Here is a 22,593-nt window from a genome sequence, read left to right on the forward strand (position 1 = left end):
TTGTAATCCAACTACAAAAATTAGCCGATGCTGCTATAATCCCGCCGATTTTTATCCCCGCCCAATGGTCCCGGGGGAGCGGTGCAAGCAACGCTGGACCTAAAAAGTCATAGAATTTTGGGAGTTTACGCAATATGGGTCACATCCAAGTGCCGGCAGACGGCGAAAAAGTTACAGTCAATTCCGACGGTTCGCTGAATGTTCCGAATCGCCCGGTAATTCCGTTCATCGAGGGTGACGGCATCGGTGTGGACATCACTCCGGTAATGCGCAAAGTAATCGACGCTGCGGTAGAGAAAGCTTTCAGCGGCGACAAGAAAATCGAGTGGATGGAAATCTACTGTGGTGAGAAAGCCGCAGAGACTTACGCTGGCGACTGGTTCCCAGCTGAAACTCTGGAAGCGATCAAAGATTACGTTGTCAGCATCAAAGGCCCTCTGACCACACCAGTGGGCGGCGGTTTCCGTTCTCTGAACGTTGCCCTGCGTCAGGAGCTGGACCTGTATGTATGTCAGCGTCCAGTTCGCTGGTTTAGCGGTGTACCTTCTCCGGTTAAAGAGCCGAACAAGGTAGACATGGTTATCTTCCGTGAAAACTCTGAAGATATCTACGCTGGTATCGAGTGGAAAGCTGATACCGACGAAGCCAAGAAAGTTATCAAGTTCCTGCAGGACGAGATGGGTGTTAAGAAAATCCGTTTCCCTGAGAACTGTGGTATCGGTGTTAAGCCGGTTTCTGCAGAGGGTACCAAGCGTCTCGTGCGCAAGGCTATTCAGTACGCTGTGGACCAGGATCGCGATTCCGTAACCCTGGTACACAAAGGCAACATCATGAAGTTCACCGAAGGTGCCTTCGCCGATTGGGGTTACGAGCTGGCTCGCGACGAGTTTGGCGCTCAGCCGCTGGACGGTGGCCCCTGGCACAGCTTCAAGAACCCGAAGACTGGCAAGGAAATCGTTGTTAAGGACGTAATTGCTGACGCTATGCTGCAGCAGATCCTGCTGCGTCCGGCTGAGTACGACGTAATTGCTACCCTGAACCTAAACGGTGACTACCTGTCTGACGCACTGGCTGCACAGGTTGGTGGTATCGGTATCGCTCCGGGCGCAAACCTGTCCGACGACGTTGCCCTGTTCGAAGCAACCCACGGTACTGCACCTAAGTACGCTGGCCAGGACAAGGTTAACCCGGGCTCTCTGATTCTTTCCGCTGAGATGATGCTGCGTCACCTGGGCTGGAACGAAGCTGCTGACCTGGTAATCAAGGGTATGGAAGGTGCTATCGAAGCCAAAACCGTAACCTACGATTTCGAGCGTCTGATGGACGGTGCTGAGCTGAAGTCCTGTTCTGCGTTTGGTGACGAAGTGATCAAGCACATGGCCTAATTGGCTGATTTGGGGCTAGGTTTTTTTAATCAACCTGGCCCTAGCTAGAAAAAGCCCTTTGCTTTGCAGCAAGGGGCTTTTTTGTTGGTGGGGGCTGCTTGTGCGGGCTTGCAGGGTTAGTCGAGCATCTCTGCCTCTTTTTCCCGCTCTGTTTCAGAGTGGTTGGGATCTGCAATAGCGGCCACTTTGGGGCTTTGGGGGCTAGGTGCGGTCTCTGCCGCCACTGCGGTGGAAATATTGGCGGCGTGATAGCCTTTGTCGCCTCTGACGATATCAAAGGTGACCTGTTGGCCGGCCTTTAGGGTTCGGTAGCCTTCCATCTGAATAGCGGAATAGTGCGCAAACAGATCCTCCCCTCCTTCATCTGCAAGAATAAACCCATATCCCTTAGCGTTGTTGAACCACTTCACGGTACCAGTAGGCATATCGAACTCCCTCTAATTGCCTGAGTGGCCAGTCGGCCACCTTACAGAGTTTTTATATTTATTTGACCTGCGGATTAATCGGCTGCGATCCTATCTGCGACTAACGGCTGTGAATGAGCAGGCACTACCTCTTGTAGTCAACTGCTATAGGAATGTCAAGAAACCGCGCTTGAGGCTGTGATCTCCCTGTGTCGTTGGTCAAATAAGGTTACAATGGCAGGTCATTGATGGTTGAGCATGCTGCACTATCAAAGCTCGATAAAACACATTGATAATTGTTATGAGTATTTTGCAGGTCATTAAACTAGGCTCCAGTGATTCTGGAGAAGACTATTTCGACGGTGAGGGTTCCGAGGGTGGGCTCGCATTGGAGGAGGCGCCGCCACGGCTCAAGCGCCCGCCTATGTACAAGGTCATCATGTTGAACGATGACTACACCCCCATGGACTTTGTCGTAGAGACTCTGGAGTTGTTTTTTGGGGTTAACCGTGAGCGCGCCACACAGTTGATGTTGCAAGTACACACGCGGGGAAAAGCAGTGTGCGGTGTCTATACTCGGGATATAGCGGAGACAAAGGCCGCTCAGGTTAATCAGTTCGCCCAGGAGAATGAGCATCCACTATTGTGTGAGATTGAGGCGGACGAGAGTAAAGACGATTGATTGAAATTACAGCTGCTTTAGCACAAGGGTCCCGTCACCTGAAGGGAATCAGCCAGGAGTTAGACGCCGGCAAAGGGTGCACGCCTACCAGCGGAGTCGGCGGGGAACATTGGCGATTAGGGTTTGAGGTTTAAATGCTCAGCAAGGACTTAGAGGTAACGCTCAATCTGGCGTTCAAGGGTGCACGAGCGAAGCGGCACGAATTCATGACTGTGGAGCACCTGTTACTGGCGCTTCTGGATAATGAGTCGGCTGCTGACGTGTTGCATGCCTGCGGGGCCGACCTGAGCGCACTGCGCCGCGAACTACTGGAGTTTGTGGACTCTACCACGCCGTTAATCCCAGAGGCGGACACCGATCGCGAAACTCAGCCCACATTGGGTTTCCAGAGGGTGTTGCAGAGGGCTGTTTTCCATGTTCAGTCATCGGGAAAAAAAGAGGTTACCGGTGCTAATGTACTCGTTGCTATTTTCTGTGAGCAGGAAAGCCAAGCCGTTTATTATCTGAAGCAGCAGAGTGTTGCGCGTATCGATGTCGTCAATTACATCACCCACGGAATTTCCAGGGTCGGTTCCAGCGGCAACAATCACAATCACCACCACGGTTCAGATACCACCCAAGAGCAGGTGGAAGAGGAGATCAGTACAGGCTCTGAGCCTGGAGGTTCTGACCCCCTGGAGAGTTACGCGACCAACCTGAACCAGGAAGCTATCCTGGGTCGAATTGATCCCTTGGTAGGGCGAGGCCCCGAAGTAGAGAGAGTCACCCAGGTTCTTGCGCGGCGTCGCAAAAACAACCCCTTGTTGGTTGGAGAATCCGGAGTCGGTAAAACCGCAATCGCGGAGGGGTTGGCCCGACGAATAGTGGATGAGGATATCCCTGAGCCACTAAAAGAGAGCACTATTTACTCCCTCGACCTCGGTTCTCTGCTCGCTGGTACCAAGTACCGTGGGGATTTTGAGAAACGTTTTAAAGCGCTGCTGGCAGAGCTGAAGAAGCGCGAGCATGCAGTCCTGTTTATTGATGAAATTCACACCATTATTGGAGCCGGCGCAGCATCCGGCGGCGTTATGGACGCCTCCAACCTGTTGAAACCGCTGCTGTCCAGCGGTCAGCTCCGCTGCATTGGCTCCACCACCTTTACTGAATATCGCGGCATTTTTGAGAAAGATCGTGCGCTTTCCCGTCGTTTTCAAAAGATCGATGTCAGTGAGCCATCGGTAGAGGAGACCGTGCAAATATTACAGGGGCTTCGGAGTTGTTTCGAAGACCATCATAAAGTTCGTTTCACTGACGCCGCCCTCGATGCCGCGGCTCAACTTTCCAGTCGCCATATCACCGAGCGCTTCCTGCCTGACAAGGCGATAGATGTAATTGATGAGGCCGGAGCTTTCCAATCGCTGTTGCCGGTTGAAGAGCGCACTGAGGTGATTGGTATCAGTGAAATCGAGTCGGTAATTGCCAAGATGGCCCGTATCCCGGCCAAGAGTGTCTCTGCTTCTGATAAAGAGCAGTTGTCCAAGCTTGATGACAACCTCAAGATGGTGGTATTTGGCCAGGATCGTGCAATTGAAGCGCTCAGTACGGCGATCAAGCTCAGCCGTGCTGGGTTGGGTGCTGAGGAGAAGCCCATAGGATCCTTCCTGTTCTCTGGCCCCACAGGCGTTGGTAAAACTGAGCTCTGTCGTCAGCTGGCCAAGGTGATGGGGATTGAGCTAATCCGCTTCGATATGTCTGAGTATATGGAGCGACATACGGTTTCCCGTTTGATCGGTGCGCCACCGGGATATGTGGGTTTTGATCAGGGCGGCTTGCTGACTGATTCTGTGACTAAGCATCCACATAGTGTGGTACTGCTCGATGAGATTGAGAAAGCTCACCCAGAAGTCTTCAACCTGCTTCTCCAGGTGATGGATCACGGAACTCTGACAGACAATAACGGCCGCAAAGCGGACTTCCGCAATGTCATATTAATTATGACCACTAATGCGGGCGCTGAGCTGATGAGTCGTCGGTCTATCGGCTTCTCCAGCCAGGATCACTCCTCCGATGGTATGGAGGAAATCAAAAAGATGTTTACCCCAGAGTTCCGCAACCGCCTCGATAGTATTATCCAGTTTGGCTCTCTGCCACTGGATGTGGTTAAAACAGTAGTGGATAAGTTTATTGTCGAGTTGCAAGCGCAGCTGGATGACTCCCGTGTGACTCTGATCGTAGATGATGAGGCTCGCGAGTGGCTGGCTATTCGCGGTTACGATGAAAAAATGGGGGCTCGCCCGATGTCGCGTTTGATAAGAGACAAGCTGCGTAAGCCATTGGCTGAGTCAGTCTTGTTTGGTGAGTTGGCAGAGGAGGGGGGCCGCGTGGTGGTCGTCATAGAGAATGATGAACTCTCCATAAAAACGGCGGTTCCTGCCTAGCTCTACAAAAAAATACATCAAAAAAGCCACCGCAAGGTGGCTTTTTTGTGTCCAGGACAAATCACCTTAAGCTCTTTGCCTGGCGAGCGAATTAGCGGGCGCGGTAGGTGATGCGACCTTTGCTCAGGTCGTAGGGGGTGAGTTCCACTTTGACCTTATCGCCGGTGAGGATGCGAATGTAGTTTTTACGCATCTTTCCAGAGATGTGCGCAATGACCACGTGTCCGTTTTCCAGCTTTACGCGGAAAGTGGTATTTGGCAGGGTGTCGATCACCTCGCCTTCCATTTCAATATAATCGTCTTTTGCCATGCGGCAGCAACCTTCAAATAACTTGATCAGACCTTTACCCCGGAGGCAATCTTGCCTAGCCGCGGCTTGACGGGCGAGCATTTTGCACGAAAAGGCAGAATAGAGCAAAGGGCGCGTGCGTAGGAATTATAGAGATTTCAGGCTCCAGCGGTTCTCTGTGAGCATTTCAATGGGTTGGAACTGGCTTTTGTAGGCCATCTTATGGCATTTCTCTATCCAATAGCCCAAATACAGATTGGGAAGCCCTAATCTTCTGGCCCATTCAATTTGGTAGAGAATGCAGTAACTGCCCAGACTGCGCTTGTCCTCATCCGGGTCGAAGAAAGTATAGATGGCCGACAGGCCTGCAGTAAGCAGGTCGGTGACCGCCACTGCGACTAGGCGCCCACGTGCACGCAGCTCAATATAGCGAGTAGCTCCCCAGGCCGGGCTTAGGAAGCTGCGATACTGCTCGCGGCTCGGTGGGTACATTTCCCCATCGGCATGACGTTGCTCAATGTAGCGTGCATACAGCTCGTAATGCTCATCGGTGTCGATGGATTCGATATGAAAGATATCCAGGTCCTTATTGCGTTTCCAGCAGCGGCGCTGGTTGCGATCCGGTACAAAAAGGCCCACTGGTACACGGGCGGGCACACAGGCCCTGCATGTTGCGCATTGAGGTCGGTAGAGATAGGCCCCGCTGCGACGAAAGCCCAGCTCTGAGAGGCGGTTGTAAAGGCGCTGGTCTACCTCTGTCTGCGGGTCCACAAATACCGTTGTAGCCTCCCTATCTGGCAGATAGCCACATGGGTGGGGCAGGGTTGCCAAAAGCCGGACCGAGTCGAGCTGAGAATATTTACCCATAAGTCCACGAAAGTTTCCAAGGCTGCGGAAAGGCGGGTTGTATAAGGCCGTCCTCCAGCAGGTGTTCGAAGTCCCTACGACACATTTCAACGGCCCCAAGACTACTCAGGTGGGGGTTGCTTACCTGGCAGTCGATCAGTGGGCAGCCCCACAATTCTAATTGGCGAACGAGGTGGACAAAAGCGACTTTGGAAGCATCTGTCTCCCTGTGAAACATGGATTCCCCAAAAAAAATACGGCCGATTGAAAGACCGTAAAGTCCACCGACCAGCCGACCCTCACGCCATACCTCAACGGAGTGGGCATGGCCCAGATGGTGCATGTCGATATAGGCCTCGGTCATCTCATCGGTAATCCAGGTGCCATCTTCAGAACTCCTGGGGAGGCGGCAACCCTCGATTACTTGTTCGAAGGCTTGGTCAAATGTGACTGAGAATATACCTCTGCGCAGGGTTTTACGCAGACTGCGGCCAATATGGAAGTTGCTGGGTATTACTACACAGCGCGGTGAGGGGCTCCACCAGAGGATAGGCTGGTCTTCGGAAAACCAGGGAAAGATACCTCGGCGATAGGCGGCCAACAACCATTCCGGGGAGAGATCTCCACCAGCTGCGAGGAGTCCATTGGGATCGTCTAGAGCAGTCTGGGTAGAAGGGAAGTCTATATGATTGTGGTCGAGCCACATCAGGCGGCTTTGGGTATTCCTTGCCACAAACTGTTTCCTGTCCTGGGGCTGAGGAGGCCCGGGTAGCCTTGAGACTACCCGGGTGAGAAGCAGTTTTGTTAGGCGTCGAGGAAACGCTCGGCGTCCAGGGCTGCCATACAGCCGGTTCCAGCGGAGGTGACCGCCTGACGGTAGATGTGATCAGACACATCGCCAGCTGCAAACACGCCGGGCACAGATGTCTGAGTGGCGTTACCCTCCAGGCCACTTTGCACGATGATATAGCCGTTATTCATTTCAAGCTGATCTTTAAAGATGTCGGTATTGGGCTTGTGGCCAATCGCGATAAATACACCGGCGGCCTCCAATTCTTTGGTGGAGTCGTCCTGGGTGCTGCGAACGCGCAGGCCGGTTACTCCGTTGTCATCACCAAGAACCTCGTCAAGGGTGTGGTGAAAGCAAAGTTTGATATTGCCGTTTTCCACCTTCTCCATCAGGCGATCCTGAAGGATTTTCTCGGCGCGAAGCTCGTCACGGCGGTGGATCAGGGTAACTTCACTGGCGATATTGGACAGGTATAGGGCCTCTTCTACTGCGGTATTACCACCGCCCACAACGGCTACTTTCTGATCGCGATAGAAGAAACCGTCACAGGTTGCACAGGCACTGACACCACGACCCTGGAAGGCTTCTTCAGACGGCAGACCCAGGTATTGAGCTGAGGCACCAGTGGCGATGACTAGGGCGTCGCAGGTATAGGTTTCATTGCCCTTTAAAGTGAATGGGCGATTGTTCAGATCTACAGACTCGATGTGATCAAAAATAATCTGGGTGTCGAAGCGCTCGGCGTGTTGTTGCATTTGCACCATCAGGTCGGGGCCCTGCAGCTCGGGGATGCCGCCGGGCCAGTTTTCAACTTCTGTAGTGGTGGTCAACTGCCCACCCTGTTGCATACCGGTAATAACAACGGGATTCAAGTTTGCGCGGGCTGCGTAGATGGCTGCTGTGTAGCCTGCAGGGCCAGAACCGAGAATAATCAGTCGATGATGGTTGTTGCTCATGAAACTCTCTTTAAACCTGTCTGTGTGCAAAGTTTACCCAGAGAACTGGGAGTCCACCTAGCCGGCCATATTTTGATCAGCCAAAGCTATTAGATTGGCCGATATAATAGGCGAAAGTGACAATTCGGCGAAATAGTTTGCCTCAATTTATGCCATTGGAAAGTGCTATTTAGATCGCTGCAGCGAGTCGACCCCGCTCTCACTATCCAGAAACGACATCAATAATTGAGAATAATTCATTGTTTTTATTGAATAAATCGCGATTTATTTGATGTGAAGTCCGCTCGGTACGACTTATAAAGTATTTGTATTTGGTCACAAGAGGGCTCGGAGGAGGTGTTTTCATCCTTTTGGTAGTTAGCCAAATTTGGGATGCATAACAACGGCCAAAGGGCGAAGCCATGAGGCAGGGCAGAAAAATAGTACCGTTGAATCTGGGCAGCAATTTGATTGGCCACCCCACATTTACCTTCAGTCTCAGTAATGAAGCACAGGTATTTGTGTCGGAAATCCTGGATGACACTTTCTCCTTGAGGCTTTCTGTCGATTTAGGGCCTGATGGTAGCCATATTGCCAGTTTGCATGGCCCTCCAGATTTAGTGGAGTTGTTCGCATCCCTGAAGCTGCAGGTCAGATGCGATATTGTGGCGGATGGGTACAATGTCCTTTCCCATGATGCTTTAGATGCCTTCGTGGCTTCACCCGAGTCGAAAGCAAAGCTACTCGAAGCGCTGGATCTCAGAGAGGGAAATAAAGTACTGGATTTAATGAGCGGCAGTGGCGCGGTCAGCCAGTTGCTGTTGGAGTATGGTGATAAAAAGTCAATGGGGCTCGCCCTCAGTATGTGCGATACCCACCACTCCCAGCTCAAGCGTATCAACTCAAAAGTGCGTGAAAGGGTTGTCGATGTTACTGTGGGTGATGCCAGGGCATTGCCCTATGAAAAGGAATCTTTTGATGCGGTGGTACTCAAAATGGGGTTGCACGAAGTGCCCCAGTTGGACCAACCGTTGGTAATGAGGAATGTCTTTCGGGTCCTGAAGCGAGGGGGGCGTTTTATTATTTGGCAATTGCTGCCGGCCTCCGGTGTGATACAGGATGTGTTTACAGATATCGTACGAAAAACCAGCATGTTGGCTGGTTGCGAATCTCAAGCATTCAACCGCTACTTCCCCAGGCAGGACCAGATATCCTGGCTGTTTAAAAGTGCTGGGTTCAGAGGGTGTGAGGAAATATTTCAGGCTGAATTCACTTACAGCACCCGAGCAAGCTTGGGTGCCGAGCTGGGTGGAGACTCCAGCAAACTAGAAATACTGAACAACTTTGCCCGCGACAGAGTGCCCCAAGAGATAAGAGATTCACTGTGTTGGCGGGATACTGGAGAGGATATCTCCCTTAAGATCCCGGCTTGTATATATCGCACATACAAACCAGCATAAATCAAAGATAATTAGGCCATCGAGGAAATCGCTCAATTAGCGATTTCCGTTTGTTACAAGTACCAGAAAGCAACAACAAAGAATATTGAGGTAAGCCATTGAAGGCCGAAAGCGCAACCGGAGAAAATTCTGAAAAGAGCGGTGCATTGCCGGATTCACTCGTCGCCCGTTTGGTCCGTGAGGGAGCATTAATCTGCCTGCTGGCAGGGGCACTATTAATGGCTATCAGCCTGCTCAGTTACGATTCCCAAGATCCAGGTTGGTCCCATACCGGGCAGGTAGGAAAAATTCACAATGCCATTGGTCCTGCAGGCGCCTGGCTCGCCGATGTCTGCCTTTCTCTATTGGGTTGGATGGCCTATCTGTTTCCCCTGTTGATTGGCTTGCGTGCTTATAAAATCTTACGCGACCGCAATGCACGTTTCCATGCTCCCCTGTTTGCGCTGAGAGTCTTTGGTCTGTTCCTTCTGTTAATTAGTGGTGCCGCTTTGGCGACACTATGTTTTTCTCCCGCTGACGATCCTCTGCCTTTCACCAACGGCGGAATCATTGGAGACGCGCTATCTAGTTCTCTTCAGGGAAGTCTTGGTTATGTTGGTGGGACTATTTTATTGTTGGCGATTTTTGCCATTGGTGTGACGGTATTCACTGGCCTTTCCTGGCTCAAGTTGGCTGAGTCCATTGGTCGTAATGTGTTAGGGCTTATCGCCTGGTTGAGCAGTTATTACAAGCAATGGCGCCTGAAGCGCACAGAACAGCGCGTGGCGCGGGAAGCCATAGTCGTGCGCAAAGCCGCAGTGGAAGAAGAAAAGCAGCGCACCGCCAAGCGAATTCCCCCCAAGATTGAAGCGGCTCCAGTAAAGCCCAAGCAGAGCCCCCGTGCGGCTAAAGAAAAGCAAGGCGAATTATTCAAGGGCGGGCCTGTTACAGGAACATTGCCACCTTTAGGCTTGCTTGATCCTTCCGATCAAAATAAGAAACCGGGCTTTTCCCGGGAATCCCTCGAAGCCCTGTCGCGCTTATTGGAGCTGAAGCTTAAAGATTTTGGTGTGGTAGCCGAAGTTGTATCGGTATTGCCCGGCCCTGTGGTAACCCGTTTTGAGATCCAACCGGCGCCGGGTGTAAAGGTGAGTAAGATTTCAAACTTGGCCAAAGATTTGGCCCGATCTTTGGCGGTAATCAGTGTCCGCGTAGTGGAGGTGATCCCGGGGAAATCGGTGGTGGGTATTGAAATTCCCAATGAAAATCGACAAATGGTACGTCTTAGTGAAGTGCTGTCCGCCGATGTCTATGAGAATGCCAAATCACCCCTGACATTGGCACTTGGGCACGATATTTCCGGCCAACCGGTAGTGGCCGATCTCGCCAAGATGCCCCACCTCCTGGTTGCCGGTACCACTGGATCTGGTAAGTCTGTGGGCATCAATGTGATGTTGCTCAGCCTTTTGTACAAGTCTACTCCGGATGAGGTTCGCCTGATCTTGGTGGATCCGAAGATGTTGGAGCTATCGGTGTACGAGGGTATTCCCCACTTGCTCACTCCGGTGATCACCGATATGAACGATGCGGCCAACGGCTTGCGTTGGTGTGTGGGCGAGATGGAGCGTCGTTATAAATTGATGGCGGCGATGGGAGTGCGCAATCTAGCGGGCTTTAATCGCAAGATAAAAGAGGCAGAGGAAGCTGGTGAGCCGATTTTAGATCCACTGTGGGAACCGGATCCTGCTTCCAGCGTACCGGCTGAAGAGCAAACCGCTCCTGCACTTAAGGCACTGCCCGCAATCGTGGTTGTTATTGATGAGTTTGCCGACATGATGATGATCGTTGGCAAGAAGGTGGAGCAGCTGATTGCCCGTATCGCACAGAAAGCCCGTGCTGCGGGGATTCATTTGCTGTTAGCTACTCAACGACCCTCAGTGGATGTGATTACCGGATTGATCAAGGCCAATGTGCCTACCCGTATCGGTTTCCAGGTTTCTTCCAAGGTGGATTCCCGCACAATCCTAGACCAGGGCGGTGCCGAACAGCTGCTCGGTCACGGCGATATGCTCTACCTCCCTCCGGGCAGTGGGGTGCCAGTGCGGGTTCATGGCGCTTTTGTTGACGATCATGAGGTACATAAAGTCGTTGCGGACTGGACGCGGCGCGGAGAGCCCGAATATATCGACGGCATTGTTGATGACAGCAACAACAGTATTCCAGTGCCTGGCCTGCAGTCCGAGGGCGGTGATGAAGATGACCCTGAGGCTGATGCTCTTTACGATGAAGCGGTTGCCTTTGTCACCAAATCGCGAAAAGCGTCCATCTCTTCAGTACAGCGCCAGCTTCGCATCGGCTACAATCGCGCCGCGCGAATTATCGATGCCATGGAGGCTGCCGGAGTTGTTTCACCGGCGGGGCATAATGGCAACCGTGAGGTACTGGCTCCGCCACCAGCCTAAAAGGGAGGGGTGGCGCCATCCAAAGTTAAGCTGCGGTTCACTTCCCGCTGACTAACCTTTAGGGAAATCAACATACTGGAAATCAATGATGAAGAATATTCTGCGCAACTTCCTGCTGGTATTGACCGTTGCGAGCAGTGCAGTCTGGGCCGATGCTACAGAAGAACTCGGCAAACTCCTGCAACCGTTGTCTTCCCTTTCAGGAAACTTTAAGCAAACGCTGATTGATGAGCGCGGTAAGGTATCGCAAAAAAGCAATGGTAGTTTTTCAGTACAGCGGCCAGGCAAGTTGCGCTGGAAAACCGGCGAGCCATACGCCCAGTTATTGGTAACGAATAATAAAACCCTTTGGCTCTATGATCCGGATCTTGAGCAAGTCACTATACGCCCGGTGGATGAGCGTATGAAAGAGACCCCTGCTTTACTACTCGGCGGTAAGGTTGAGGATATTCGCAAATCATTCGATGTGGCTATGAAAGATGGTATTTATCAGCTGACGCCAAAAAATCCAAAGGCGCCATTCAAGTCTATGGAAATCCGCTTTGCTAAAAATGGTCTGCCGTCTGCTATGAAAGTGCGCGATAGCATGGGGCAGACAACGGAGATTGTTTTCAACAATATGAAAGCAAACCCGAAACTTTCCGAGTCCATCTTTAATTTCAAGCCGCCCGCTGGTACAGACATAATCAAAGATGAGTGACCTGTTTCAAACCCCGCAACGGCATCAGCCGCTGGCCGCAAGAATGCGGCCTAATTCTCTGGCCCACTATGTGGGCCAATCGCATTTATTGGGAAAGGGAAAGCCGTTGCGGGAAGCGGTTGAGCGCGGCCAGCTGCACTCAATGATCCTGTGGGGACCACCAGGAGTCGGCAAAACCACATTTGCCCGGCTGTTAGCTGAGGAGTGTGATGCGCGCTTTGCTACCCTTTCAGCGGTGTTGGCGGGGGTGAAGGATATTCGGCTGGCAGTGGCAGAGGCCGAGCAACAGCGCATGCAGTCAGGCCGCAATACCATTCTTTTTGTCGACGAAGTACATCGTTTTAATAAGGCGCAGCAGGATGCCTTCTTACCCTATGTAGAAGAGGGCACGGTGACTTTTGTTGGTGCTACAACCGAAAACCCGGCTTTTGAGCTGAACAACGCCCTCCTATCCCGCTGCCGTGTGTATCTACTGCGCAGTATTCCCGAAGAAGATCTAATCGGGCTGCTTGGGTATGCTCAGCAAACGGATGATCAATTGCGCGAGCGCAATGTTTATATCCCAAAAGAAGTTTTGGCTAAAATTGCCCGCGCGGCCGATGGGGATGCACGCAGCGCCTTGAACTTGCTCGAAGTCGCCTGCGACCTGGCCAGGGAAGAGGGTGGTAGGCTTGTGGTCGATGAAGACGTGCTCAGCGAAGTACTCAGCGCCGATGTGCGCCGATTCGACAAGGGCGGTGATTATTTTTACGACCAGATTTCTGCCATGCATAAATCTGTGCGGGGCTCAGATCCCGATGCTGCACTCTACTGGTTTGTGCGCATGCTTGATGGCGGATGCGATCCTTTGTATGTCGCCCGCCGGGTAGTGCGTATGGCCAGTGAAGACATTGGTAATGCCGATCCACGTGCGTTGCAGTTGGCTCTGGATGCCTGGGATGTCCAGGAGCGTCTTGGTAGCCCGGAGGGAGAGCTGGCTATTGCGCAGGCAATTACTTATCTTGCAGTCGCAGCGAAAAGTAACGCGGTTTACAGTGCTTATAAACGCGCAGTGGCCGATGTGCGCCGTGATCCCAGCTACGAGGTGCCGGTGCATTTGCGCAATGCCCCCACGAAGTTGGCGAAAAGTTTGTCGCATGGGGCCGAGTACCGCTATGCCCACGACGAGCCAGATGCTTTCGCAGCCGGGGAAAACTACTTCCCTGAAGAAATTGCGGACAGAGAGTATTACCAGCCGGTTCCCCGTGGGCTGGAGTTAAAAATTTCTGAAAAGTTGCAAGTGTTGCGCCGGCTTAACAGCGAGAGTGACCAGCAACGCTATAAGAAGAAACCGTAAGGATTTAAGGTAAAAGACCATGCAGTGGCTGGCCATCGCCATAGGTGGTGCCTTGGGGGCAATACTTCGTCACCAGATAAGCGTCTGGAGCTATCCGGTATTCAGTGGGAAGTTCCCGCTGGGTACATTGATCGTGAATGTGCTTGGATCATTTTTGATTGGCATCGCCTACATTTTGATCACTCATAGAGCAATGCTCGGAGAGGAGTGGCGCCTGCTAATCATGACAGGAATGTTCGGTGCACTGACCACCTTTTCCACTTTCTCCCTAGAGAGCTTGATACTGTGGCACAATGGCCAACCTTTGATGGCCCTTGGCTATATTGTCAGCAGTCTCATTTGCTGTCTGGCGGCCACGGGAGCCGCAGTCGCCTTAGCGACGCGTTATTTTTAACCAATATTTATTTTAATTCTGTTGTAGGAGCCTGATTACAGGCGAACTGGAAACGATGCTCGATCCCAAACTGATTCGCACGGATATGGACCAAGTGGCCGCGGCCCTGAAAAAACGCGGTGTGGAACTGGATACTGCCAAACTGGAAGCCCTCGAGGAGCGCCGTAAAGAGCTGCAGGTGCGCACCGAGAGTTTGCAAAACGAGCGCAATAGCAAGTCGAAAAATATCGGGCGAGCTAAGGCCTCCGGAGAAGATATTGCTCCGCTGCTCAAAGAAGTCGAGTCCCTCGGGGGCGAGTTACAAAATGCCAAGCAGGCGCTGTCTGAGTTGCAGGAAGAGTTGGATGCGATTCTGTCCGCAATTCCCAACCTGCCGGATGCTTCGGTGCCCGAAGGCGAGAGCGAAGATGACAATGTGGAAGTGCGTCGCTGGGGTCAGCCCCGTAGCTTCGATTTTGAGATCAAAGACCATGTAGATCTCGGCTCCCAGCTCGGCGGTCTCGATTTTGAGATGGCGGTAAAACTTACTGGATCGCGCTTTGCTGTGATGTCCGGTGAAGTAGCGCGTTTACACCGTGCTCTCGCCCAATTCATGCTCGATACGCACATTGAGGAGCATGGTTATAAAGAAACTAACGTACCGGTGATCGTCAATGGTGACTCTCTGTATGGAACCTCGCAGCTGCCAAAGTTCGAGGAGGATCTGTTTAAGCTGACCGATGAGCGTGGCTTCTATCTGATTCCGACAGCAGAAGTGCCTCTTACTAATATGTATCGCGATCATATTGTCGAGGACAGTAATTCTTTGCCGCACAAGCTGGTCGCGCATACAACCTGCTTCCGTTCTGAGGCCGGTTCACACGGCCGCGACACTCGCGGCATGATTCGCCAGCACCAGTTTGAAAAAGTGGAATTGGTGTGGGCGGCGCGCCCGGACCAGTCCGAGGAAGCGCTGGAGACCCTTACCAAAAATGCTGAGGCGATCCTGCAAAAGCTGAACCTACCTTACCGCACTGTAGTGTTGTGTGGTGGTGATATTGGTTTCGCTGCGCGTAAGACTTACGATATCGAAGTCTGGATTCCCTCTCAGGACAAGTACCGCGAAATCTCTTCCTGCTCCCTGGTGGGTGACTTCCAGGCTCGCCGTATGAAGGCGCGTTGGCGCAACCCGGAAACCGGCAAACCGGAATTGTTACACACACTGAATGGCTCCGGCTTGGCAGTAGGGCGGACCTTGATTGCAGTGTTGGAAAACTACCAACGCGAGGATGGCAGTATCGAGGTCCCTGAAGCGCTGCGCCCCTATATGCGTGGTCAGGAAGTAATCTCCGCTGCCTGAGCGCAGTGACTTAAAAGGGCGAACGTTATGTTCGCCTTTTTTCTTTTCTGGGTAAAATACTACCCGACTGCTTGTTTGATGGATTAATCAGTGCGTTATCTCCCTCTTGCATTCGATGTAAAAAATCGCCCCAGCTTAATCGTTGGCGGAGGCTCCATTGCTACACGAAAGGCCCGCTTGCTGCAAAAGGCGGGGGCTCGGATTCTGGTGGTATCCCCGGATATCACGGAAGAATTACACCGGATTGTGGTTGACTCTGATGGAGAGTGGCATCGGGTAACATATTCTGTTGAGCATTTGGATCTGGCCGATTTGGTGATTGCGGCAACGAGCAGTTCTGAGGTCAATGGCTGTGTATCCAGGGATGCGCAGAGGCGCCGCTTGCCGGTAAATGTAGTGGATGCCCCGGAATTGTGCACTTTTACTTTCCCTGCAATTGTCGAACGTGGCGATCTATCCATCGGGATCAGTAGTGGTGGTGTGGCCCCAGTTCTCGCCCGCCGCATTCGCGCCCAGCTTGAGGCATTGCTTTCCCCTGGGCTCGCATCACTGGTTGATTTCGCTTCGCGTATGCGCTCACAGGTGAAGCAGGCATTGCCGGAGGCGCGGCGTAAGAATTTTTGGGAATGGGTCTTTGCTGGGACTGTTGCCCGTCGGGTGGAAGCGGGTCAGCTGGCGGATGCAGAGAGGGAATTCTTGGGCGCATTGCAAGACTGGCAGGGGAGTCCCAACCCACTTGGAGAAGTTTATTTGGTTGGGGGTGGCCCCGGGGATCCAGATTTATTAACTTTCCGCGCGTTGCGACTAATGCAGCAAGCGGATGTGGTGCTGTACGACCGCCTGGTTTCTCCAGAAGTTATGGATTTGGTCCGAAGAGATGCCGAGCGTATTTATGTCGGTAAAAAAAAGGCATTTCATGCCGTACCCCAGGATGATATCAACCAGTTACTGGTTGATCTGGCCAGGCAGGGAAAGAAAGTTCTGCGCCTGAAAGGTGGTGATCCCTTTATTTTTGGGCGTGGTGGAGAAGAGATCGACAAACTGGCCGACGCCTCAATTCCTTTTCAGGTGGTACCGGGAATAACCGCTGCAGCGGGATGTGCCAGCTATGCGGGGATTCCGCTGACTCATCGAGATCATGCGCAGTCGGTACGTTTTATTACGGGCCATCTAAAAGAAGGTAGTCTCGACCTGCCGTGGAAAGAGCTGGCTTCCGGTAGCCAAACCCTGGTTTTTTATATGGGATTAACGGGCCTGGAAACAATATGTACAGAGCTGGTTCAGCATGGCCTACCGATAGCCACGCCGGCGGCGCTGATTGAAAAAGGCACTACAAAGGCACAAAGGGTGATCATCGGTGATCTCAATACGCTTCCCGCTCTTGCCCAAGAAAAGGCTGTACGAGCGCCTACGCTCACCATTATTGGTGGTGTGGTGGGGTTGCATAAAAAACTCAGCTGGTACCAATCCAGCGAGCGCTAAATGGGCTTTGGCTGGCTAATTACTATTGTGCAGGCCTGAAACTACCTAGGTAAGACCTATACTGAGAAGGTCTTTCCGTCAGGTATTTGTGTCATGCTGCTGACGATAATTTGCTTTTATTGCACTAATTTTGTGCGATTCTTTCTTCCGCAACAGCCCGAGTTTCCACAAATTGGCCTATTAAGTCACGACTCCCGCCGCTATAGGTACCAATATCGCCAAAAGAAGGCGTTGGTACGCTGGCTATGGATAGGGGTTTCTCTGATTATGCTGTGCTTTCCACTTTTACCTTTAGTGGTTGGCCTAGCTTTTTTTACCACCTTCCTGTCATTCGCTATTCTGGATGAGACTGCCTGATATCTGTTTCCAATGGTTAATCTAAAAATCCTGTCATGAGCATCAGCGGCACAGGCTTGTGCCGCAGCGAGTGTGGGTGGGGATAGGCCTGAATAACTTTTTTATCAGTATTTTCAGTAAAGTTACGGCAGTTATTGCAGCCTGAGCTGATAGCGGCTCTCCCCCTCAATAAAAGGGGAGGGGTTTCCCTCGACCCAATCTTCATGGCCTTTGTCAAAAAACGGGGATAACGGGTGACTGCTTTGCCCTGTAGCCATATGAAAAATACCCTGCTCTTCGCGCCCAGGTGAAATAACCATTCGCTCGGAGGCACCATGGGTTGGTGATTGGAAGCGGGGCATGTGGGTGTCTCCTGACAATTGGTCCTTGGGCATGGCGGTAAACCAATCTATGGCCGAGACTGCTCTTGCCAATGGGTGTCGAATGGAAGCCGTGTTTTGTTCACCCCAGGTTTGCTCTAATAGCGGGAGCCCGCCCGTCGACATCTTATCCAGTACTTGGTTAAGTGCAGATAGCTTCAGGGCTGTCCAGGATTCAAAGTCGGGGTTAAGTAAATGTTGAGGTTCTTCTTGAGCAAGAGTCCAGATCGGATACTCAAATTGGCGTTTTAATTGACCGAAGGAAAAGTTCGGTTGGGTTTTTCGCATAAATGTAAGAATAGGGGCGGTACTAAGCTCCATAAACTTTAAGCGATAGTTGCGCACAATTCGGTATCCAGCCGAGTCAGCGCTGGCGCGTCCGCCCCAATCTCGAACGAGTTTGTAGGCTTCGTCATAGCCTTCCCGGTCATGTAGAAGTTCTGAGAGGTGTTGCTGCCATCGCTGAAGAAAAATAGCGCGATCATCCAGCTGTATATCTAATAGTGCTTGCTCATCAAATTGTTGGCGGGCAAGTAGGTTGTCACGAATCTGCTGCTGGCGGGCACCGAGAGCATAGCCATGGTCGCCCATGATCTTAAGCCAGTCACCGCTCAGGGTACGGGCATTAGCACTCCAAAGGCGGTGGTTGTCAGGGTTGTAAATTCGCGGCTGTTCCTCCTTAGTAAGATATCCGTCCCAGTAAATAGTCCCACCGGCCCAACTTACTGAACGGCTGCCATCAAAGCCAATACGCTTGGGAATGGGTCCAGCGATTGTCCAGCCAATATCGCCTTCTTTATCGCCTACAACAAAATTCTGGTGAGGAATACCGATGTCTGGGCCCAGGTCTAATGCCTCGCTGGCGGAGGTAATAGATTCCATCTGCAGCAAGTTCATATTGCCACCGGAAATATCGTGGGCAACCCAGCGGTAGGCGAGGGGGGTTCCCCGATGGTCTTTACCGATAACAGGTCCCCAGACGGTTTTTTCTACTGCTATGGTTTCATCTTTGGCACCTTTTACTTTTATGGTTTCCTGTTCGATAACGAGATCTCGCCAGCCGTCTGGAGTCAGATACTGGGTGGCATCAGAGTTTAATTCCAAAGGAATAAGATCACCCCAATCGGCTCCGGTATTGGTAAAGCCCCAGGCAACGGTACCGTTGCTGCCTGCCACCACAATTGGGCCTCCAGGCAGGGTCACACCGCGGATACTTCTTTCAGTTCCAGGAATATTCCAGCCGGCGCGAAACCAGATATTGGGTACGGCCAGCCCCAGGTGCATGTCATTTGCGAGTATGGCACTACCATGTTCTGTTAAAGCTCCCCCAACAACCCAATTGTTACTGCCGTAAACTTTGTCATCACTCTGCATGGCTTGATAGGCAATGGGATCGTTTTTATCCAGTAATGAGGAAATAGGCGTTTCTGGAATACTATCGAGAGATTCCGCTTCGCCAATTAGAGGGGCATCCCAAATGCCCCCGGCGGGAAAGAAGAAAGCATAGAGATCTTGGGGTAACAGATCCGCTAAGGCGGTATCGCGCCGCTCAAACTTGCCCTCTTCACTTTGCAATGTTAAGTACATGCTAAAGGTTGCCAGCAGGCTGTCTGCTGCGTTCCATGGCCTGGGCTCTTGCCCCAGAAGCAAATACTCCCAGGGTTTAGCGTTCAGATACTGCAGGCCAAAATTTACCCCTTGAACATAGTGGTTGAGAAGTTGGCGCTGGTCTTCAGGCATTGCCGCAATATTCCTCTCTGCCCGCTTGCGAAACTGGTGTCTACGGACCTTTTTATCTTTTTTTAGTGCGGCAGGTCCTACCAATTCAGACAGCTCACCGGCGGAGCTTCGGCGCAACAGGTCCATCTGGAAAAAGCGCTCCTGGGCATGTAAAAAGCCCAGGGCAAAAGCGCTGCTATTGCGGTCATCGGATTGAATGATTACTACACCCTGCTTATCCCGGTGAATTAATGCGGGTTCTAGTAGTTGCCCTGTGACAATACTTCCTTCGAGTGATGGCAGGCTTTGTCGCCACCAACCCCAGACTGCGAGAAGAGCAATTGCGATGAGTGCCGAAATTACAACGAGTAAGGGCAATACACGACTTTTTAAATAAGACGAACGCACCATAGTTTTTCCCGTATAGCGGTTAATGAAATGGACGTTGGTAAAATCGGACCTTATAGAATCCGTAAATATATAAGTTACTAGAGAACACACCTTAGTAACTTTTCGTGACGATAATAGATAGCTATTTTCGCCGATTAACCTGTCTTTTCGCGCAATCCTTCACAAAACTGACCAGTCATAAGAAAAAGGTCATGTCGGGGTTTTAAATCCAAAAAGGCGACCGTAAGATGGCGTGGAATAACAAAAATAAAAAACCAATACATCACGCTGTATAACAATAAATGCGAGGACGCGATGATGCACGATGTTGGTAGCACCGTAAAAAACCGTCAATTTAACCTCTCTATCCTCTCCGGCGCTATTGCCTTCTTTACAGCTGTGAGCGCTAATGTTCAAGCTGCAGAAATTGAAGAAGTTGTAGTTACGGCACAAAAGCGCGCGGAAAACCTGCAGGAAGTGCCGATCGCGATTTCCGCATTTACCGGGGAAAATATAAAAGAGTCGGGTGTCAAAAATCTCACGGATCTGGGCCGGTATACGCCTGGTGTCGAGATGCACAATGATACCGCTTTGCAGCCAACATACAGTATCCGCGGTATTCAAACCAACGATTGGACCGTGGGGTCCGATCCGGCCGTTGCTGTTTATGTGGACGGTGTCTACACCGGTCGCGGTGCGGGCGCTGAAATTCCCCTGACGGATATAGAAAGAGTGGAGGTTCTGAAAGGCCCACAAGGTACGCTTTTTGGGCGTAATGCTACGGGTGGGGCCATTCATATTATTACCACCAAGCCCCAGGCAGATAATACCGTCGAGCTAAATCTCACCGCTGGTAATTATGGCCGCCAGTCCTCCGATCTGCTTCTCAATCGCCAGCTAACCGATACGCTTTCCACTCGTTTCTCCGCATCCACTAACCGCCGAGACACCTTTGCGGATAATTTGGCGGGTGGTTTTTCAGTAGGTGATCAGGATACCCAGACCTACCGGGCATCTGTTTTGTGGGAGCCTGCGGAAGATATTGAGGTGCTGTGGCGGGCAGACTATGGCGTAATGGATCAGGGTAGTGCGTTGCGCACAACTATTGTGCCCAGCCTAAAAGAGGGAACCGATGTATTCGGGGACTACGCTCTGGATACACCAACCATTGAAGATCGAGATTCTTTCGGCACTTCCCTGACCGTTAGCAAAGAGTTCGATAACTTTACCCTTACCTCGATCACGGCTTATCGAAAGTTTGATGCGCACCTGCAGCAGGACGAGGATGGCACAGCCAATCCTGACCATATGTTTGGGTCTGCGAATACAGATGACCAAAGCCAGTTCTCGCAGGAATTCCGCCTCAACGGTGCTACCGACTCGATTAAATGGACTCTGGGAGCCTCATACTCCCAAGAGGAGCTGGACCACACAACTTACGCTTATTTCACTACCGGTTCTGTTGAATCTTTTGCCGTTTACGAAGGTATCAAAGAGAGTTTTCCAGAATTGACCCAAACAGAGCAGGAAGACCTGGCGGTTATGAATCGGCAGTTATTGCAGTCGATGGGGCTGGAAGGCGTTGCCAGTGCGACTTTTGTCTATGACTTGATGTTGCAAAGTGGCCAGGTGGATGCGTTACTTCATGCGCTAGGAGCGCCGGTAAGTGGCAGTATGCTCAGGGCGGATCAGGTTGTAGAGCAGATGATGGCAGGCTTCCAGCCCTGGATAGCTTCTGATGCCCCTTGGAATGAGAGTGTGCGCAATACTGGTGATTACCGCTCTACAGCGCTCTATGGTGATATGACCTGGAGTATCACCGACAAAATGGATCTGACGGTCGGTGCCCGCTACACCTATGATAAGAAAGATTTCACTATCCAAACCGCCTATGGCAACAGTATCCCGCTGTCATTGTCTGGCGGAGACGTGGATCTCCTAGATGAAAATGGCAATAAAGTCGGCAGCATTACACTACCAACAGTTGATCTGGGCTCACAGCTTTTTGGCATCGCCTTTTATAACAATGGTCAAACAGAGTTAAATTCCAAGCTGAGTGATAGCTGGAGTGATATTTCCGGCCGCATCGTGCTCGACTATCGCTGGACTGATGAGATGATGACCTTTATCTCCTTGGCGGATGGTTTTAAGGCCGGCGGATTTAACAGCCTTAACTTTGGTCCAGGTGTGGAATCCTCATTTGATCAGGAAGATGTCGTCAATTTGGAAGTGGGGCTTAAGAGTAGCCTGTTTGATAACCGCGTGCGTCTAAATGCGTCTGTATACACCTATGAGTATAAAAACCTTCAGGAATTGGATCTGGTCGGTTACCCAATCCCCAGCTACAACCTGAGAAATGCCGACGCTGAGGGGACCGGTGCCGAGATAGAAGTGCAGTGGGCCGCTACCGATAGTCTGTTCATTGCCGGTAATTATTCATACTTGGACACTGAATTCACAGACTACCAAATTATTACGGCTATTGGTGAAACAGAGGAAGACTCCAAGGTTGGTCAGGCCAGGGTTTCCACTCCCGAAAGTAAGCTCAACCTGATGGCGGAGTACACAGTGGATTTAGCTTCAGGTGGAGAGTTTGTATTCCGTGGAGATTATAACTGGACGGATGAGCGCATCGGCTCCATCACCGATAGAACCCGCATCGTGGATGATTATCAGTTATTTAATCTACGTGCTGCTTGGAATAGCGCATCGGATAACTATTCAGTAGCCCTTTGGGTGCAGAACTTAACCGATGAGGAAATCGCTGGGGGTTATGGTGGCACTGGTGCTGCGATCGGGGCGAGCCCGGCATGGCGTTTTATGCCGAGAATGTATGGCGCAGATTTTACTGCACGATTTTAATTC

The 22,593-nt window shown here is 51.6% G+C and carries 17 protein-coding genes; 11 read left to right on the plus strand and 6 right to left on the minus strand.

The window, feature by feature from the left end:
- Window positions 1-134: 134 nt before the first annotated feature.
- Window positions 135-1,385, plus strand: a complete 1,251-nt coding sequence (icd, locus tag ACJJIT_RS08430; RefSeq protein ID WP_252081790.1) for an NADP-dependent isocitrate dehydrogenase — start codon at window positions 135-137, stop codon at window positions 1,383-1,385.
- 116 nt (window positions 1,386-1,501) lie between these two features.
- Here icd and cspD read toward each other — a convergent pair whose 3' ends face one another.
- On the minus strand, window positions 1,502-1,810 hold the full coding sequence (gene cspD / locus ACJJIT_RS08435) for a cold shock domain-containing protein CspD (protein ID WP_286036961.1): 309 nt from the start codon (window positions 1,808-1,810) through the stop codon (window positions 1,502-1,504).
- A 280-nt stretch (window positions 1,811-2,090) separates the two neighbouring features.
- Here cspD and clpS point away from each other — a divergent pair, with 280 nt between their 5' ends.
- Together clpS and clpA are read left to right on the plus strand one after the other, a co-directional pair.
- Complete coding sequence (gene clpS, locus ACJJIT_RS08440; RefSeq protein WP_252081789.1) at window positions 2,091-2,471, plus strand: ATP-dependent Clp protease adapter ClpS; 381 nt, start codon at window positions 2,091-2,093, stop codon at window positions 2,469-2,471.
- 134 nt (window positions 2,472-2,605) lie between these two features.
- Entirely contained in the window at window positions 2,606-4,891 is a 2,286-nt protein-coding gene (gene clpA / locus ACJJIT_RS08445; protein ID WP_444886328.1) for an ATP-dependent Clp protease ATP-binding subunit ClpA, read from the plus strand.
- Window positions 4,892-4,982: 91 nt separating this feature from the next.
- Here clpA and infA read toward each other — a convergent pair whose 3' ends face one another.
- The 4 genes from infA to trxB form a co-directional block, all read right to left on the minus strand.
- Window positions 4,983-5,201 (minus strand): translation initiation factor IF-1, encoded by a 219-nt coding sequence (gene infA, locus ACJJIT_RS08450; RefSeq protein ID WP_010130378.1) that lies wholly within the window; start codon window positions 5,199-5,201, stop codon window positions 4,983-4,985.
- 126 nt (window positions 5,202-5,327) lie between these two features.
- Window positions 5,328-6,047 (minus strand): arginyltransferase, encoded by a 720-nt coding sequence (locus ACJJIT_RS08455; RefSeq protein WP_252081787.1) that lies wholly within the window; start codon window positions 6,045-6,047, stop codon window positions 5,328-5,330.
- On the minus strand, window positions 6,040-6,759 hold the full coding sequence (gene aat / locus ACJJIT_RS08460) for a leucyl/phenylalanyl-tRNA--protein transferase (RefSeq protein WP_444900636.1): 720 nt from the start codon (window positions 6,757-6,759) through the stop codon (window positions 6,040-6,042). Before aat ends, ACJJIT_RS08455 begins: the two co-directional genes overlap by 8 nt.
- A 71-nt stretch (window positions 6,760-6,830) precedes the next feature.
- Window positions 6,831-7,772, minus strand: coding sequence for a thioredoxin-disulfide reductase (trxB, locus tag ACJJIT_RS08465; RefSeq protein WP_252081785.1), 942 nt, complete (start codon window positions 7,770-7,772; stop codon window positions 6,831-6,833).
- A gap of 401 nt (window positions 7,773-8,173) precedes the next feature.
- On the opposite strand from trxB, the gene ACJJIT_RS08470 reads away from it, so the two are divergent.
- The 7 genes from ACJJIT_RS08470 to cysG all read left to right on the plus strand — a co-directional run bounded on the left by ACJJIT_RS08470 (window position 8,174) and on the right by cysG (window position 16,903).
- Complete coding sequence (locus ACJJIT_RS08470; protein ID WP_444884724.1) at window positions 8,174-9,211, plus strand: class I SAM-dependent methyltransferase; 1,038 nt, start codon at window positions 8,174-8,176, stop codon at window positions 9,209-9,211.
- A gap of 98 nt (window positions 9,212-9,309) precedes the next feature.
- Complete coding sequence (locus tag ACJJIT_RS08475) at window positions 9,310-11,652, plus strand: DNA translocase FtsK (RefSeq protein WP_435583613.1); 2,343 nt, start codon at window positions 9,310-9,312, stop codon at window positions 11,650-11,652.
- Between the two features lie 88 nt (window positions 11,653-11,740).
- Window positions 11,741-12,352 carry an outer membrane lipoprotein chaperone LolA gene (gene lolA, locus ACJJIT_RS08480; protein WP_444900637.1) on the plus strand — a complete coding sequence of 204 codons (612 nt, stop codon included), beginning with the start codon at window positions 11,741-11,743 and terminating at the stop codon, window positions 12,350-12,352.
- Entirely contained in the window at window positions 12,345-13,688 is a 1,344-nt protein-coding gene (locus tag ACJJIT_RS08485) for a replication-associated recombination protein A (RefSeq protein ID WP_444900638.1), read from the plus strand. Before lolA ends, ACJJIT_RS08485 begins: the two co-directional genes overlap by 8 nt.
- A gap of 19 nt (window positions 13,689-13,707) precedes the next feature.
- Complete coding sequence (crcB, locus tag ACJJIT_RS08490; protein ID WP_444900639.1) at window positions 13,708-14,082, plus strand: fluoride efflux transporter CrcB; 375 nt, start codon at window positions 13,708-13,710, stop codon at window positions 14,080-14,082.
- 55 nt (window positions 14,083-14,137) lie between these two features.
- Window positions 14,138-15,421 carry a serine--tRNA ligase gene (serS, locus tag ACJJIT_RS08495; protein WP_444900640.1) on the plus strand — a complete coding sequence of 428 codons (1,284 nt, stop codon included), beginning with the start codon at window positions 14,138-14,140 and terminating at the stop codon, window positions 15,419-15,421.
- A gap of 90 nt (window positions 15,422-15,511) precedes the next feature.
- A complete protein-coding gene (gene cysG / locus ACJJIT_RS08500) occupies window positions 15,512-16,903 on the plus strand; it encodes a siroheme synthase CysG (protein WP_444900641.1) in 1,392 nt (463 codons plus the stop codon).
- A gap of 488 nt (window positions 16,904-17,391) precedes the next feature.
- Here cysG and ACJJIT_RS08505 read toward each other — a convergent pair whose 3' ends face one another.
- Complete coding sequence (locus tag ACJJIT_RS08505; protein ID WP_444900642.1) at window positions 17,392-19,749, minus strand: penicillin acylase family protein; 2,358 nt, start codon at window positions 19,747-19,749, stop codon at window positions 17,392-17,394.
- A gap of 294 nt (window positions 19,750-20,043) precedes the next feature.
- On the opposite strand from ACJJIT_RS08505, the gene ACJJIT_RS08510 reads away from it, so the two are divergent.
- Window positions 20,044-22,590: a TonB-dependent receptor gene (locus ACJJIT_RS08510; protein ID WP_444900643.1), complete on the plus strand. Its 2,547-nt coding sequence runs from the start codon at window positions 20,044-20,046 to the stop codon at window positions 22,588-22,590.
- Window positions 22,591-22,593: the final 3 nt, after the last annotated feature.

The organism is Microbulbifer mixtoriginis (SeqCode), from assembly GCF_052467515.1.